10 protein-coding genes and 1 pseudogene are annotated in these 15,492 nt (G+C 58.4%); 6 read left to right on the top strand and 5 right to left on the bottom strand.

The window, feature by feature from the left end:
- Positions 1 to 32: 32 nt before the first annotated feature.
- Both greB and TX24_RS19220 read right to left on the bottom strand, forming a co-directional pair.
- On the bottom strand, positions 33 to 512 hold the full coding sequence (gene greB / locus TX24_RS19225) for a transcription elongation factor GreB (RefSeq protein ID WP_032897540.1): 480 nt from the start codon (positions 510 to 512) through the stop codon (positions 33 to 35).
- A 124-nt stretch (positions 513 to 636) separates the two neighbouring features.
- Positions 637 to 1,683: a hypothetical protein gene (locus TX24_RS19220; RefSeq protein ID WP_003189860.1), complete on the bottom strand. Its 1,047-nt coding sequence runs from the start codon at positions 1,681 to 1,683 to the stop codon at positions 637 to 639.
- 240 nt (positions 1,684 to 1,923) lie between these two features.
- Here TX24_RS19220 and TX24_RS19215 point away from each other — a divergent pair, with 240 nt between their 5' ends.
- Genes TX24_RS19215 through TX24_RS19205 form a run of 3 tightly spaced genes read left to right on the top strand, consistent with a single transcriptional unit; the run spans position 1,924 to position 5,326 of the window.
- Complete coding sequence (locus TX24_RS19215; RefSeq protein WP_003189858.1) at positions 1,924 to 2,850, top strand: ABC transporter ATP-binding protein; 927 nt, start codon at positions 1,924 to 1,926, stop codon at positions 2,848 to 2,850.
- Positions 2,847 to 3,572 (top strand): ABC transporter permease, encoded by a 726-nt coding sequence (locus TX24_RS19210; protein ID WP_003189857.1) that lies wholly within the window; start codon positions 2,847 to 2,849, stop codon positions 3,570 to 3,572. Before TX24_RS19215 ends, TX24_RS19210 begins: the two co-directional genes overlap by 4 nt.
- Before the next feature lie 17 nt (positions 3,573 to 3,589).
- Positions 3,590 to 5,326: a Gldg family protein gene (locus TX24_RS19205; protein ID WP_003189854.1), complete on the top strand. Its 1,737-nt coding sequence runs from the start codon at positions 3,590 to 3,592 to the stop codon at positions 5,324 to 5,326.
- A 4-nt stretch (positions 5,327 to 5,330) separates the two neighbouring features.
- Here the strand turns inward: TX24_RS19205 and TX24_RS19200 are convergent, their stop codons facing one another.
- The 3 genes from TX24_RS19200 to TX24_RS19190 all read right to left on the bottom strand — a co-directional run bounded on the left by TX24_RS19200 (position 5,331) and on the right by TX24_RS19190 (position 7,858).
- On the bottom strand, positions 5,331 to 5,639 hold the full coding sequence (locus TX24_RS19200; RefSeq protein ID WP_057710899.1) for a hypothetical protein: 309 nt from the start codon (positions 5,637 to 5,639) through the stop codon (positions 5,331 to 5,333).
- 259 nt (positions 5,640 to 5,898) lie between these two features.
- Positions 5,899 to 6,333, bottom strand: coding sequence for a DoxX family protein (locus TX24_RS19195; protein ID WP_003189852.1), 435 nt, complete (start codon positions 6,331 to 6,333; stop codon positions 5,899 to 5,901).
- A 103-nt stretch (positions 6,334 to 6,436) separates the two neighbouring features.
- Positions 6,437 to 7,858: an MltF family protein gene (locus tag TX24_RS19190; RefSeq protein WP_003189850.1), complete on the bottom strand. Its 1,422-nt coding sequence runs from the start codon at positions 7,856 to 7,858 to the stop codon at positions 6,437 to 6,439.
- 236 nt (positions 7,859 to 8,094) lie between these two features.
- On the opposite strand from TX24_RS19190, the gene TX24_RS19185 reads away from it, so the two are divergent.
- The 3 genes and pseudogenes from TX24_RS19185 (at position 8,095) to TX24_RS19175 (ending at position 15,491) form a co-directional block, all read left to right on the top strand.
- On the top strand, positions 8,095 to 8,901 hold the full coding sequence (locus TX24_RS19185; RefSeq protein WP_057710898.1) for a TatD family hydrolase: 807 nt from the start codon (positions 8,095 to 8,097) through the stop codon (positions 8,899 to 8,901).
- A 96-nt stretch (positions 8,902 to 8,997) separates the two neighbouring features.
- The gene (locus TX24_RS19180; protein ID WP_057710897.1) at positions 8,998 to 10,467 is read left to right on the top strand and encodes a methyl-accepting chemotaxis protein; all 1,470 of its coding nucleotides are present in this window, start codon (positions 8,998 to 9,000) and stop codon (positions 10,465 to 10,467) included.
- 198 nt (positions 10,468 to 10,665) lie between these two features.
- A pseudogene (locus TX24_RS19175) lies at positions 10,666 to 15,491 on the top strand (RHS repeat-associated core domain-containing protein).
- The last annotated feature ends 1 nt before the right edge of the window (position 15,492 follow it).

The raw sequence follows: 15,492 nt of genomic DNA, 5'->3' as shown, positions 1-15,492 counted from the left end.
GGATGGCACGTACCCAGCCAAGGTACGTGCCATCAGGCGGGCTTCACATATTCGATCTTGGTGATCCACCAGCACACCTCCCCGCCTGGGGTCTGTACGATTGCCTCGTCATCCACCTCCTTGCGCAGCAGGGCCCGTGCCATGGGTGAGTCGATGGAGATGTAATCCATGCGGTCGTAGATCTCGTCATAACCGACGATGCGAAAGCGCTTGGTCTCGCCCTGTTCGTTTTCGATTTCGACCCATGCGCCGAAAAACACCTTTCCCTCCTGCTCGGGCATGTACTCCACCACCCGCATGTCTTCCAGGCGTTTGCGCAGGTAACGCACGCGTCGGTCGATCTCGCGCAACAGCTTCTTGTTGTACTGGTAATCGGCGTTTTCACTGCGATCTCCCAGGGAGGCCGCCCAGGTCACTTTGCGCGTGGTATCCGGACGCTTTTCACGCCACAGGTAATCCAGCTCTTTTTTCAGCGCTTCATGACCTTCTTTGGTAATCAGCTTGGTACTCAAACGCTTGCATCCCCAGGCAATGTCCAATGGTGCCGTTATGCCAGGGCATCATGCCCAGGCAGCGGCTGGCTGGGACTGATGATAAATGAACCCTGGAAAGTATCCAGGCCGGCGCCCCATTACCTCACCCATGCCCCTCCAGCACTTGATCCAACTCAAGCAACGTGCCCTGCATACGCTGGCGCATACCCGACAACTGCAACATCATCATTGCCAGCTTCTCGGCCTTCTGGCTGACCTCCAAGCCCTGCTCCTGCAAATAGGCATGGCGCTGTTCAAGTTCACGGCCCTTCTCTTCCAGCTGGCTCTGCTGCTGTTGCAATCGCGCCTGCCACTGTTCGAGCATCTGTTCCTTCTCCAGTACTGCGCATTTTTTTTGCGTCAGTTCCTGGGCGACCTTGGCCAGGTTGCTCAGTGCGCTGTCCATTTCGAGCAAAGAGGTATGGTCCATCTGAGCAGGCGGGTCCAAGGGTTCGGGCTCAGGCTCAGGTGGGTCCAACCGCAGGTTGTCTGGCTCAAACTGACTGTCATTTTGTTCAACCAGAACCGGCGACGCAATGGTCTCAACCTGCTCCTGCGGTATCGCGACCAGCGACCGCGCCGGTTCCTCAACGGTGTCTTCATCCATAGGCTGCGGCGCAGTCGTGACTGAGCGCGGATTTCGCGGCGGCGCAACCATTTGCGACGAGAAGCGAATGGACGGCACGATCACTGCGCTGCTTTCGATCGCAGGCAACGCCGGGGCTGACATGCCCAGGGTGATGACCTTCATGACCAGAGCCTTCTTGATGATCACCGAGTGGTGATCCTCTGGCCTGGCCGGCGGTAACCGGCAGCCTTTCAAATCAATGAAATGAAAGGGAACCTGAGGTTCGGCAATGGGCGTCGTCTTCGAGCCAGCTGCGGCTGCCATCGTCAAGATCTGTTTGAAGACCTGCATGGCTAATTGCAGGTCTTCTTTGGAATCAACGCCTCCCAAGAAATACCGTTCAATCTTTTTACGCAGTGCCGCGATATAGACCCTGGAATGGCCGGGCTCGGCCTCCTCATCCAGGCTATACACCAGAAAGTTGGACGCCGTTTGCGTAACAGCAAACCCGCACAACAAGGCGCCGTTAACAGGCGTCCCTTCATCGTTGCGCTCAAGAACAAGAGTACGTAAAAGCATCATGGCAATCAGGCCTCATTACAAAAGAAAAAACCTTATATAAACATCCGATAAACATCTGGGCATTAATAAGTATTCAAAACAAAACAATTGTTTCAGCGAATTATCGGGTCGAACGTAGGATTCTTCTTATTAAGCATACTTCGCGTTCCCAAGCCTTCATATTGAACGTACCCTTTTTAAAGCACTTTTCCATACTGCCGGCCCCTCTCACACGCCCTGCAAAACTTATTCGGTAAAACCATGATCGAGATAAGCAACCTGACAAAACAGCTGGGCAAAACACGCGTAATCAGCAACGTGTCCTTCTGTGCCCAGCGCCAGGAGTGTATCGGCTTGCTGGGAGAGAGTGGTGCGGGAAAAACAACACTCCTGAGCTTGATCGCCGGGGCGATCAAGCCGACGGCCGGGCACATCACTGTTCAAGGTTTCAATACCCATACCCATTCAACTCAAGCCAAAAAGGTCATTGGCTATCAACTCCAAGGCGGCCTTGACCATCACACGATGTCCGTCAAACACATGCTCAATTTCATTGCTGCCATTCGCGGTTTGAGCGGGCTGGAAAAACGCAGCCAGGTGGCGCAGGTGGCCGCACGCCTGGAACTGCTGCCCGTACTCGACTGCCCCATCAGCGTACTTTCCCTTGGCTTGAAGCGCAGAGTAGCAATGGCCCAGGCGCTCCTGCATGCGCCAAGCCTGCTGCTGCTGGATGAACCCACAGAAGGCCTCTGTCCTGATCAACGCGTCAAGTTCCGGGCACTCATCCAGTCCCTGAACGAGGAAATGACCATCATCATCGCTTCCCGCCATTACCAGGAGCTGGCGGACATCTGCACCCGTGCCTTGGTTATGGCCGGTGGCCGCCTGGTGGCCGATGCCTCGCTGCCCGATTTACAGCGCAGCTCCCGGCATTTTCAGGCCGTCACCCTCGCAGCAGACACCCCGCTGGACTTGCTCGCGCTGGCCGTATTGCCCGGCGTCGCCGGCATCGAAGAAGACCGACATGCACCCGGCAAGGTGACGGTCCTGGCCATGCCTGGGCATTGCATATTTTCCGCAATCAACGCGCTTATCACCCATCGCGGCTGGAACATCACGTCAATGAATCTGGAGCCGGGTCGCCTGAACGATGTCGTTCACCATCTGAGCCAAGAGGTAACACCTTGAGACTGCTACCTGTCATTTTCAAACGACAACTGGCCAACTATGCCTGCGCGCCCAGCACCTATCTGAGCGTGGCGATTTTTCTCGCGCTATGCGCAGTGCTGGGGCTGCATTCCAGCCAATGGATGGAGCGCAACAGCAGCGATCTGCAGGCCTTTTTCGATCTGCATCCCTGGCTCTATCTCCTGCTGGTCCCCCTGTTATCGACGCAGTTGTGGTCGGATGAATCCAACGTCAGCTTTTACGACACCCTGAATGCCTTGCCTGTCACCTCAGTGGAACGAGTGATCGGCAAATTTATCGCAGCATGGACTGTCTGTGGCATTGCGCTGATGCTTAACTTCCCCTTGGTAATTGCCGTAAATTATCTGGGCACGCCTGACAATAGCGTTATCGCTTCGCAGTTCCTGGCCAGTTGGTTGCTGGCGGGAAGTTATCTTTCCGTGGGTTGCTTCATCTGTGTACTTGCGAACCAACGCCTGCTGATTTTCTTTTTCACCCTCGGCTTGTTGCTGACCGCCAGTGGGCTTTCGTCAGTACTGGATGCACTTGAACAACAAGCACCGATATGGGTTATCGACAGTTTGATGTCCCTGGATCCCATTGCCCGCTTCAGCGCGATGGATAACGGCAGACTCACACTGCATGACAGCCTGTACTTTATCAGCATGATCGTTGCTTTTCTGTTTGCAACCACCCTAACACTCAACTACAAAAGCAGTTGAGAAAAGGAAGACCACCGATGGGATCCGCTTTTCGTGCGGGTATGACACTTCTCGTCATATCACTGCTGTTTCTGGCACTCAATCTAGTCTGGGTACCCAAACTACCTACTGCCCAATGGGACTTTTCCCAAGAAAAAATCCATACGTTATCCCCAGCAACGCGGCAACTACTTGCCTCACTTGAAAGCCCACTGGATCTGTATTACTTCAATACCCTCCATGCGCCGCAAAAAAGCCAGGCATTAGAACGTTATGGTCGACGCGTCGAAGACGTGCTCAAGGCGTTCGAAAAAGCGGCAAACGGCATGATCAACTTACATATCATTAACCCCGCTCCCTTTTCTGAAGACGCCTACAAAGCCAGCTTGTTCGGGCTTGATGACACACAAGGATTTCTTGGTCTTATCGGCACCCGCGCTGGCCAGGGCGCCCAACGCATCGAAGCGTTCCGCCCTGAGCACGAGTCATTACTTGAATATGAGATCAGCCACCTGATCTCTAAGTTGGGGCATCCTGAGCGTGCCACTGTCGGCCTGCTGTCGGGCCTGTCGCTGGATAAACCGGGCAGCGAGCTGCTGGCGTTGATGCGCGAGCAATTCAATGTGGTGGAACTGGCGGCGAACATTGCTCAGGTACCGCCATCCATCGCGACATTGATGGTCATACAGCCGCACGCCTTACCTGAGCGGGCCTTATATGCCATTGAGCAATCGGTATTGAAAGGCACCCCGTTGATGATGTTCATCGACCCCGTGAGCGAGATAGGCGCTGACGCCGTGTCAGCGAACGCGAGAATGGAGGGGCTGCTGAACGCTTGGGGCATCCAGATGCCGGAGGACAAGCTGTTGATCGACAATCTTTATGCCTCATCAGCCACGCCCGGTCCGGGAATGCCCCGGGTACTGCACCCGGCCCGGCTACACCTGCCGCGACAGGCCATGGCCACGACAGATATCAGCACCTGGGGGCTGGACAGCGTCATCGTCTCAAGCAGTGGCGCACTTTCGCTAGCGCCCAAAAGCCGCTCACTGTTGACCCCGCTTCTACTGAGCTCAGGGCAATCGGCCCTGTTGAACGCCAAACGCTTTGCCTCGGCGACGACATTCGACTCGCTCATCGATGAAACGGCAACTTCAGGGCAGCGCCATGTAATCGCGGCGCGCGTTGAGGGGCCCGCCTACTCAGCGTTTCCCGACGGCTTCAAGGGCCAGCCGCCCGGGCTGCAAAAAGCAGAACTGATTCAGATGGTAGTCGTGGCCGACACTGACCTGCTAGCGGACACTCTCAGCCAGGCACGACCCAACGGCAACGCGCAGTTTGTATTGAACACATTGGATAACCTGGCGGCGCCCGACGCACTCAAACGCATTCGACCCCGTGTCATGCACCAACCGTTGCACAGGCTGGATCAGATGCGGGACCAAGCCGCGCAGGCGTATCGGAAAAATTCGGTTGAGCTGGAGCGACGACTTGAGCAGACGGAGCAAGCATGGCGAAAGTTGAACCCACTGCACACACGGCTTATCACCCAAGCGGTGGATACCAGTACCCAGTTGCAGGCACTGAACAAGGAGCGCCTGCAACTGCCCATCGAGTTGCATGCATTCAAGGCGCAGGCCTATGCCCCGGTGCAGCGTTTCGAGCGACAGCTGAGAGGGCTGATAATCGTGCCCCTTCCGCTGCTGTTGTGCCTGATTGCCTGGTTACTTTTCCTACACCAGCGCCGGCGTCGTACCCCCGCGATCTTTCACTAATCGCTCACCGACGAGCAATCAGCCCTTGCCGGGCAATGCGCGTCAGTTGGTGGATCACCTCATGGGCATTGCTGGCACTCGGTGCCTGAATCACTGCCAGGTCGAAACTGTCGCTGGCAAAACGGGCCAGGGAATCGCCGTGTTCAACAAACTGGATCAGGAACGCCGAGGGTCGACCGGAACGACGTGGCCAGCCGTCCAGATAGCACAGCAGTGTCGGCTGGTGCTTGCCGCCCAGCAGGATTTTCGGATTGCGTTGCGTCAGGTCCGCGGTGATCGGGGCCAGGCGTATGAGGGGGCGTAGTGCATTCATCGTGTCGTGTCTCTGCCTCAAAAGTCTGCGGGCAGGTGAGAGGCAACACCGAACCAGCGCTTTAGCGGTATTTCGAAGAACGCCCTGCGTGAGCAAGCGTGCTTCTGTCGGGCTGCATTGAGACCCAGTGGCGCCCCGCAATTAGCTGTTTAAATCGGCGCATGAGCAGCATCCTAGAGAAGCCGGTGGGGCAGTGTCAAGAATCCCGGGCAACGAAAAGGCCCGCATTAGCGGGCCTTTTGTGCAGCTTGCAAAACGATCAGTGAGTGATCGCGCGGTCGACAGACAATTTGCCCGCACCTTCCAGCAACACCGCCAGCGCGCCACCGAGCAACGCCAGTGCGAACTCATAACCGTTGTTGGCCATGAACAGCCCGTTGTGGATGTGTACAGAGAAAATCGCCACCAGCGTCAGGAAGGTCAGGCCCAATGCAGCAGGGCGAACCAGCAAACCGATGATCAGGGCCAGGCCGGCGAAGAACTCGGTACCGCCCGACAGCAGCGCCATCAGCGTACCCGGCGCCAGGCCGATGCTTTCCATCCATTGTGCGGTGCCCGCCAGGCCACCACCGCCAAACCAGCCGAAGAGTTTTTGCGAGCCGTGGGCAGCGAAGATGATGCCGACGAAGATGCGCAGAATAGTCAGGCCATAACCGGCGCGAGTGGACAGTACACGGGTAATCATTGGGCTCATGGGGTAAATCCTTTTCCAGGTAGGGGTTGGTTGGCCGCTATATTAATCAGTTTAAGCAATGATAAAAGCCGAAATATCGCCTAATTAATATCTAACAATTCGATTATTTGCGCGAGGCAATTTTAGCAGCTACCGGCTCAAGGGACTCCCGCTCCCGATCGAACGCCAAATAATACTTGTTGACGCTATTAACATAGCTGACGCCGCCCATCCCTACCTGCTCCATGGCAATGCGTTCAACCTGGAAGAACCACTGATTGGGGTTAAGCCCGCGGCGCTTGGCCTCGGTGCGCATGCCTTGCACTCGCTCCGGCCCCATGTTGTACGCCGCCAGCATAAAGGCCATGCGCTCGCGCTCATTGAGCTTGGGGCTGGCGAAAAACTTGCGACGGATCATCGCCAGGTAACGTGCCCCCGCTTGCACGTTATTGTCGAGCGTCTCGATATTGTTGACCCCCACCCGCTGGGCCGCCGACGGCGTGATCTGCATCAGGCCGGTGGGGCCGCCGCTGTTGCGTGCACCTGGGTCCAGGGAAGACTCCTTGAACGCCAACGCCGCCAGGTTCAGCCAGTCCATACCTTGCTCACGCGCATGTTTTTGCAAAACCGGGCGCAGTTTTTCCAGGCGCTGGCGGTCAGCCCGCGCCAATGGGTTACGGACCTGGTAGAGGCGTCGATAGATACGCTGGAAGGCCACATCCTGGTCGGAAGGCGTGTGATAGGTCTTGATAAACCGATCAATGCTGGCGCGCAGCATCGACGCGTCCTGGCGTACAAACCAGAACTCGTCGCCCGGCTCGCTGATCACCACCTGCTTGTCAAAGCGCAACTTGGGCAGGATTTTCGACCAGCGTTGGGCAATCGGTTTTTCCACGATCGTCAGGTGAAAAATCCCCGCCTGCACCATCTCCAGGACGTCTTCCACCGCCAGGCTGGGGTCAACCCATTCCACTTTCACCGGTGGACGCTTGTGCAGGGCCAGCTTTTGATTGACCTGACTGATGGCATCCGCCGCCGCACTGCCCGTGGTCAGCGTCACCGTGCGCCCCGACAGTTGCTCCAGCTTGGTAAAGCGTCGCTCACCCTTGACGCCCACCAACCACAACGGCACATCGCTGACAATCGGGGCGCTGGCGCTGACCTTGTGCACGCCCTTCACATCCAGCAACTCACCGGGTGCCACCAGGTCGCCTTCACCACGGGCCAGCGCGCCGAGTAACTGGTCCTTGGCCTTGGGGATGATCTTGAGGTTGATGGCCTGCCCATCACGGGCATGGCCGTTGAGGTATTGCTCGAAGGCGCGCAACCGGTGGTATTCGACGCCGATGGCCTGGCCCTGCACTTCACCGGAACTGTTGCGGCTCTGGTTGACCAAGACGCGCAGGGTGCGGCTGGAGCGAATTTGCGCCAGGTCACGGACCTTGCCGGGCTTGGTCACTTGCAGCGGCCCGTCAAGACGCGCGACCGCCGCCATGGGCAGTAGCAACGTCACGCATAACATAAGCAACGCCGAGGGTCGGATCATCCGCTCTCCGGAAAGAAAACTGGCCAGCGCCTGCGCAAATAACGCAGTGCTGGTGGTCAGAAACAGAGCGCTTTATGCGCTGGCAAGGCGTGCAACGGCGCCACGGTGGCAGGCAATCGGCCCACCACAATGTCGCTTGCGACGTTCAAAGACAGCGTTAACGCATTGTAGTTCTTGGTTTTTCTTATCAATCTACAGCTCTGATATGCTTTCCGGCCGCAGGCGGAGATAGCACCATGCAACTCATTGATATTGGCGTCAACCTGACCAACCCCAGTTTCGACGAGAGGCACATGGCCGTTCTCGAACGCGCCTACGCCGCTGGCGTGCAGCAATTGGTACTCACCGGCACCAGCGTCGAGGGCAGCGAACAGGCCCTGCAACTGTGTGTAAAACTCGACGAAAGCGGCCAGCGCCTGTTCAGCACTGCCGGCATTCACCCCCATTCTGCCAGCGACTGGAACAGCGACAGCGCCCAACGTCTGCGCAGCTTGCTGGGCGACAGCCGAGTGCGCGCCGTGGGTGAATGCGGGCTGGATTTCAACCGGGACTTCTCCCCTCGCCCCCAGCAGGAAAAAGTCCTCGAAGAACACCTGGCCTTGGCGGTCGAGCTGCAACTGCCGGTATTTCTCCATGAGCGCGATGCCAACCAGCGTCTGCTGGAGATCCTCAAGGACTACCGCGACCACCTGCCAGCCGCCGTGGTGCACTGCTTCACCGGTGAACAGGCAGCGCTGTTCAGCTACCTGGACCTGGACTTGCACATTGGCATCACGGGTTGGATCTGCGACGAACGCCGTGGCACTCATCTGCATCCGCTGGTCAGGGAAATTCCCCGAGGCCGTCTGATGCTGGAAAGCGATGCGCCCTACCTGCTGCCACGCACCCTGCGCCCCAAGCCGAAGAATGGTCGCAATGAACCGGCGTACCTGCCCGAAGTACTGCGCGAAGTGGCCCTGCACCGTAACGAAACGATGGAAGACCTGGCGCTGCACAGCACCGCCTGCGCCCGGCGCTTTTTCGGCTTGCCTGCCATCGATTGATGCGGCGCATTGACCCATGTCAAAAGCGCTTTTCTGAATAGCGGCACAATAATGGCACCTTGCCAATACTGTTTCCGCTATCAGAGAAAACCTTCCATGGGTGCCTGGCTTAGCAATATCTCGCTCAAATACAAATTCTGGGCCGTCAATGCGGTCGCCTTCATCACCACCCTGTTGCTGGTGCTGTACGCCGTACAGCTTGAACAACAGGCGCGCAGCCAGGCGTCGCAGGCATCGGCCCAGGCCCAGGGGCGCTTGCTCAGCGCCTGGCCAGCCGACAAAACCTTGCCCACGGGTGAGCACTGGCTCACCTTTGCCAAAGGCCAGATCCCCCAGGATCTGCCCGCCCTGAGCACTGCCAACGGCTGGACTGAACTCAACCCCATGCCGTTGTTCGGCGAAAACCCGCTGATCGGCGCCGAAGTGATCAGCCGGGCCGACGGCCAGCAGGTCGCAGTCCTGGCCTACGCGCCGAGCCTGAGCCAGGTGTTCCGTGAACGCTTCACTCATTACGCCGTAGCTGTGGCAGTGCTGATGCTGGCCATGCTCGGCGCCTCGCAGTTGTTGATCCGCTTCCTGCTCAGCCAACTCAACACCCTCAAGGATGTGATGCTGCACGTTGAAAAAACCGGCGACCTCTCGGCGCGGGTGCCATTGGCTTGCAAGGATGAAGTCGGCCAGATGGCCAGTGCCTTCAACGCCATGCAAGCCGGCTACCAGCGGGTGGTCAATACCGTGGCCCGCACCGCCCGGCAACTGGACGACGGCGCCGCACGCCTGGCTAGCAGCATGAACGAGGTACAACACGGCATGCTCGGCCAGCAGAGCGAAACCGACCAGGCCGCCACCGCCATCAACGAAATGACCGCCACCGTCTACCACATCGCCCAGCACGCAGGCGCCACCCGTGACTTGTCCCAGTCCGCCGACACCCTCGCCGGCAGCGGCCAGGCTGTGGTCACTCGGGTGCAGCGTTCGATCGCCGGGCTGTCCAGTGGCGTACAGCAGACCGCCGAAATGATCCAGAAACTGGCTGAAGACAGCCAGAAAATCAACGGCGTGGTCGGGGTGATCCACAGCATCGCCGAACAGACCAACCTGCTCGCCCTCAACGCCGCCATCGAAGCCGCCCGCGCCGGGGAAATGGGCCGCGGTTTCGCGGTGGTCGCCGACGAAGTGCGCAACCTGGCCAAGCGCGTGCAAAGCTCCACCGACGAAATCACCCGCATGGTCTCGGCACTGCAAGCCGGCACCCGCGACGCCGTGGACTTCATGCAGGAGAGCTCATTCAAGGCCGATGACTGCGTGCAGCAGGCCCAGGAAGCCGGCCTCGCGCTGGCTGAAATTACCGGGGCCGTGGCACAGATGCGCGAAAGCAACACCCAGATTGCCGTGGCCGCCGAGCAACAAAGCCATGTCGCCGAAGAAATGAACCGCGCCGTGGTGAGCATTCGCGATGTGACCGAAAACACCGTGCATCAAACCGTGGCATCAGCGACTACCAGCAATGAACTGGCGACGCTGGCCGGGGAGTTGAGCAAGGCGATTGGGCAGTTGAAGTTGTAAGACTGTTCCAGCTGTAATCCGACTCCTACGACCAAGCCTCGGTTTACCTGAAGTTAAGACGAAACTTCCTCGCCCCTCTCGCGAATAACGCCGACTTCTTTTACCTGACAACTGCTGCAAAGTCCCTCGCCTGATCAAACAGTGCGAGGGATTGCAGATGGTGGTGCTCGTTAAAGCCCTGGTGGATGGGGCTGTCTCTTGATCTCGGTGCTGGCCAACCTGGTGCTGGTGCCGATGGATCCCGAAGCGCCGAAGGTTGAGCGCGTATTTGCGGATTTCCGCACCTGCCTGAATACCTTTGATACGTGGGCCGACAGCTTTTTAAGTGGTTCGGCACTTAGTGTGGAGCAGGTATTCAAGGTGGGAGAACAGGTCGCACTGGTCGCGCCGGCTTCTTCCAAAAAAACCAGTCGCACGGTCGCTCAATGCAAAGCCCAGGGCGGGCTGACCCTGGTGCATCTGTTCGAAAGCACGCAGTTCGTGCCCATCGGCAACACGCCTGTGATGCTGCAAGCCGTTGCTCGGGACGGCAGCCCGGTAGGTGCGCCACTGCATCGCACCATTGGCCCCAGCGGCATTCTTGAAGTCAACGACTGTACCCGCGACCAGACGTACGAAATCACCTTTTACCCCAACGTTTCCAAGGCTCACGTCCAGGCGCTGTATGCGTCCTATGAGTCTGTGATCGCCGGGCTGGAAGCGGATTTGCGCAAGGCCTGGGCCGAGTACTTCAAGCCTCGATGGGCAGACTTTGCCAAAGCGCCTGCTTACAAGCGCAGTGCGTTACAGGGCATGGCCTTTGCTGCCGGGCTTGGCGGCGCGCTTTATAACCTGTGGGACAACATCACCGAGCTGTACGACCTGCTCGCCAATCTCAAATCCAACAGCGAAAAGTTGCTGAAGTACCTGTCCGAAGCTGAGCTGAAGGCGCTGCTCAAGCTGGGCAAAGACACGCTGGCCAAGGGGTTGCTGGTACTCAGTGATGAGCCGCTGTTGTTTATCTACCTGTCGGCGCTGGTGGCCTGGGTACGCATGCTGCCGCCACCTGACATGTACGAACTGCTGGGTGAAATCACCGGCGAAGTCTTGATCAATCTACTGCTGATCTGGGCCACGCGAGGCATTGGGGTCCAGCTGCGCCTGGGTGCTCAGATCCTTAGTGGCGTCAAGTCCGGCCGGGCGCGGGCGTTGTTGGAATTGCTGGCCAAGCAGGTGACGGGGCCTCGGCTGGAAACCCATGTGGAGGTCGCCAAGCCGGTGTTGCTGAGCAGTGCGGCGACGCCGGTCAAGGCCGTGCCAGTGGTTCCATTGAAGGCCGGCGACACGCTGGTTTCGAACCCGGTGCCGGTGGTTCGCAACAAGACCCGACAGACCGTGTTGGTCCGTCAGGAACACGTCGATGATGTGCCTGCCGTGGCGTCGAATCCGAAAGGGGATGCGACGGCGCCAGCGGACAAGACGGTCACCAACGGCTGCCCGGTGTCGATGGTCACCGGGGAAGAATTGCTCACCCTCACCGATGGCGCGCTGGACGGGGTTTTGCCGTTTGAGTGGACGCGGCTGTATCGCACCAGTGCGGTGGATGTGGATTGCGGGTTGGGGTTTGGCTGGAGTCATGCGCTGGCGCACAGGCTTTGTGTGTCGGGCGATTCGGTGGTGTGGACCGACCATGAGAACCGCTCGACTACCCTGCCCTTGCCCACATCTGCCCGACCCGCGATCACCAATAGCCTGGCGGAAGCAGCGATCTACTTGGGCTCGGCTCCTGATGAGTTAGTGCTGGCCCAGGCGTCGCGGTTCTATCACTTTCGCGATGGTGTGCTGGTCTCGATCAGCGATGCGTATGACAACCGGCTGCGCATTTGCCGTGATCCCTCCGGGCGGATTGAGCGGCTGGATAACGGTGCTGGCCGCTCGCTGCTGCTGCGTTATGAATTGGATCGCATCGTGGCGGTGGACTACCAGGTTCATCGTGCCAAAGGCCGTGATCCCTACGTGTGGGAGACCGAGCAGAACGTCGTTTCCTACGCCTATGACGAAGATGGACGACTGGTTTGCGCGACCAATGCTGTCGGTGAAAGCGAGCGTTATCGGTACGACGATCAGCACGTCATTCTTGAACGCCAACTAGCCGGTGGGGCGAGTTTCTTCTGGGCGTGGGAACGATCTGGCAAAGCGGCGCGGTGTGTCCGGCATTGGGCGAGTTTTTCCCAGATGGACACGCGCTATGCCTGGGGGGATGACGGCCGTGTCACCGTGCATAACGCCGATGGCAGCCAGGAAGTGTATGTCCATGACCAGCGGGCGCGGTTGGTGCAGCGCATCGATCCGGACGGCGCGCAGCATTTCAAATCCTACGATGCCGAGGGGCGGCTGACCGTCGAACAGGATCCGCTGGGCGCGGTGACGGCGTATCAGTACGACGAAGCCGGACGCTTGGTGGCGCTGTTTCCGGGGGATGACGAGCCGACGTCTTACGAGCATGACAACGGCTTCGTAAGGGTTGTAAGGCGCGGTGAGGCGGTTTGGAAATATAAGCGCAATGACCAGGGTGACGTCATCCGCAAGATTGATCCGGATGGCAGCGCGATCGACTACAGCTACAACAAACACGGGCAACTGACGGGGGTTTGGTACCCGGATCACAGTTGCCATCGGCTGGTGTGGAATGAGCGTGGGCAGTTGCTTGAGGAGCAATTGCCCAATGGTGGGATCAAGCGTTATCGCTATGACGACCTCGGAAGGCAAATCGCCCGTGAGGATGAGCACGGCGCGCAAACAGTCTATGAATGGGACAGCGTCGGTAGGCTGATTCGCCTCGTCTTGCCAGGCGGCGCCACACGCGAATTCAGCTACAACCCCTACGGCAAAATCATCGCCGAACGCGACGAACTCGGCCACGTCACCCGCTACGAATACGAAGGTGGCCTGCACCTGATCAGCCGCCGCCTCAACGCCGACGGCACCCAGGTCAAATACCGCTACGACAACACCCGACTGCTGCTCACCGAGATCGAAACGAAGCCGGAGAAACCTACCAACTCGACTACCACCCCAACGGCCTGATCCGCCAGGAAACCGGCTTCGACGGCCAGCGCACCGCGTATGCCTACGACCTCAATGGCAACCTGCTGGAGAAAACCGAATACGGCGACGATGGCAGCCAATTAATCACCCGCTACCAGCGCGACCACGCCGGGCGCCTCGTACGAAAAACCCTGCCCGATGCCAGCGTTGTCGACTACGCCTACGACCGCCAGGGCAACCTGCTCAGCGTCGACGACGGTCACTGGGCGTTGGCCTACGAGTACGACCGCCAAAACCGCCTCACCGCCGAACACCAAGGCTGGGGCACCCTGCGCTACGGCTACGACGCCTGCGGCCAGCTGAAAAACCTGCGCCTGCCGGACAACAACCGGGTCACCTTCAACCACGACAAAGGCGGCCACCTCGCCACCGTCGAACTCAACGGTGAAGTGCTCACCTCGCATCTGTTCAACAGCGGCCGCGAACATCAGCGCCAGCAAGGCCAACTGCTCAGCCACTACCACTACGACGACCAACACCGCCTACACGCCCACGCGGTAACGCAGCAAAAAAACCACCTCTACCAACGCCAATACGACTACGACAAAGCCGGCAACCTCACCCGCCTGCTCGACACCCGCAAAGGCGAGCACCGCTACCACTACGACCCGCTCGCCCGCCTGACCCGCGCCGACCACTCCCAAGACGTGCAGGAACGCTTCGGCCACAACCCCGCCGGCAACCTGCTGACGCAAGACCGCCCCGGCCCGGACATCGTCGCGGCCAACCGCCTGATGATCCAAGGCGACCGCCATTACGACTACGACGCCTTCGGCAACCTCATCCGCGAACGGCGCGGCAAAGGCCAGCTACTCATCACCGAATATCGCTACGACTGCCAGCATCGGCTCATCAGCGTCACCCAACCCAACGGCCAAACCGCCCGCTATCGCTACGACCCATTTGGGCGCCGCATCAGCAAGACCGTAGACGGCAAGACCACCGAGTTTTTCTGGCAAGGCGACAAGCTGATTGCCGAGCACTATGCAGACTGTCATCGCAGTTATATCTACGAGCCCAACAGCTTCCGCCCATTAGCACTGCTGGAAGGCTACGGACCACAAGCCACAACGCCCTACCACTTCCAACTCGACCACCTAGGCACCCCGCAAGAACTCACCACACCGGAAGGAGAAATCGTCTGGTCAGCTCACTACCGCGCCTACGGCCAGATCGCACGGCTCGACGTAGGCAAAATCGACAATCCGCTGCGTTTCCAGGGACAGTATTTCGACCAGGAAAGCGGCCTGCACTACAACCGCCATCGCTACTACAATCCGGATATTGGTCGTTACCTGACACCGGATCCGGTGAAGTTGGCGGGTGGGATCAATGGGTACCGTTATGTGCCCAATCCGACGGGATGGGTAGATCCGCTAGGCTTGAATACATGCCCAGGTGCTGACGGGTGTAAAGCCAGCACCAGTGCTCCAAACCCTGCGGAGAGTGTTAACCACGGAGAGCCTGCCTTACCGCAACTGACCCGCACGCAGCGGCAGGCGAGAATTGATGAGCTAGCAGAGGCAAACGCCTACAGACGTCTGAAAGAGATAGAGCAAGCGTTCCCAAGAGCACATTTTTTGGAGAAGCACGGCGCGCAGACAACGCGCGGCTCTCAACTTGAAAGAGTACGATCAGGTAAAAATCCGACCACAGGAGAAATTGAAAGATACATTGGCGGAAACAAAGATGGCGAGCCCAAAATACCTACTGCTGCGACTCGGTACCTCAGCCATCGAGACCAACTTAACGCTATTTACCGTGCCAGACTTATACTTAGGCGCACAAATTTAGAGACATCTCGAGAACCGATGAATATGGGAAAAATAATTGGCGAAGGGTACAAAAGAAATAGCTTTGAATACGGAAAGCAAAGCAAAGCCATTGTAATCCTGGACATCAACGGCAATCCAATCACTGCGTACACGGAGTTTTAGG

It is taken from the genome of Pseudomonas lactis, assembly GCF_001439845.1.
Classification (GTDB): domain Bacteria; phylum Pseudomonadota; class Gammaproteobacteria; order Pseudomonadales; family Pseudomonadaceae; genus Aquipseudomonas; species Aquipseudomonas lactis.
Note: the sequence above shows the minus strand (reverse complement) of the source record. Positions and strands in the feature narration are given on the sequence as shown.

What these genes read in the sequence shown, in the direction of transcription:
- TX24_RS19185 (WP_057710898.1), top strand. Translation starts at nt 8,095, where the DNA reads ATGCAACTCATTGATATTGGCGTCAACCTGACCAACCCCAGTTTCGAC.
- TX24_RS19220 (WP_003189860.1), bottom strand. Translation starts at nt 1,683, where the DNA reads ATGATGCTTTTACGTACTCTTGTTCTTGAGCGCAACGATGAAGGGACG.
- TX24_RS19215 (WP_003189858.1), top strand. Translation starts at nt 1,924, where the DNA reads ATGATCGAGATAAGCAACCTGACAAAACAGCTGGGCAAAACACGCGTA.
- TX24_RS19180 (WP_057710897.1), top strand. Translation starts at nt 8,998, where the DNA reads ATGGGTGCCTGGCTTAGCAATATCTCGCTCAAATACAAATTCTGGGCC.
- TX24_RS19195 (WP_003189852.1), bottom strand. Translation starts at nt 6,333, where the DNA reads ATGAGCCCAATGATTACCCGTGTACTGTCCACTCGCGCCGGTTATGGC.
- TX24_RS19190 (WP_003189850.1), bottom strand. Translation starts at nt 7,858, where the DNA reads ATGATCCGACCCTCGGCGTTGCTTATGTTATGCGTGACGTTGCTACTG.
- TX24_RS19200 (WP_057710899.1), bottom strand. Translation starts at nt 5,639, where the DNA reads ATGAATGCACTACGCCCCCTCATACGCCTGGCCCCGATCACCGCGGAC.
- TX24_RS19205 (WP_003189854.1), top strand. Translation starts at nt 3,590, where the DNA reads ATGGGATCCGCTTTTCGTGCGGGTATGACACTTCTCGTCATATCACTG.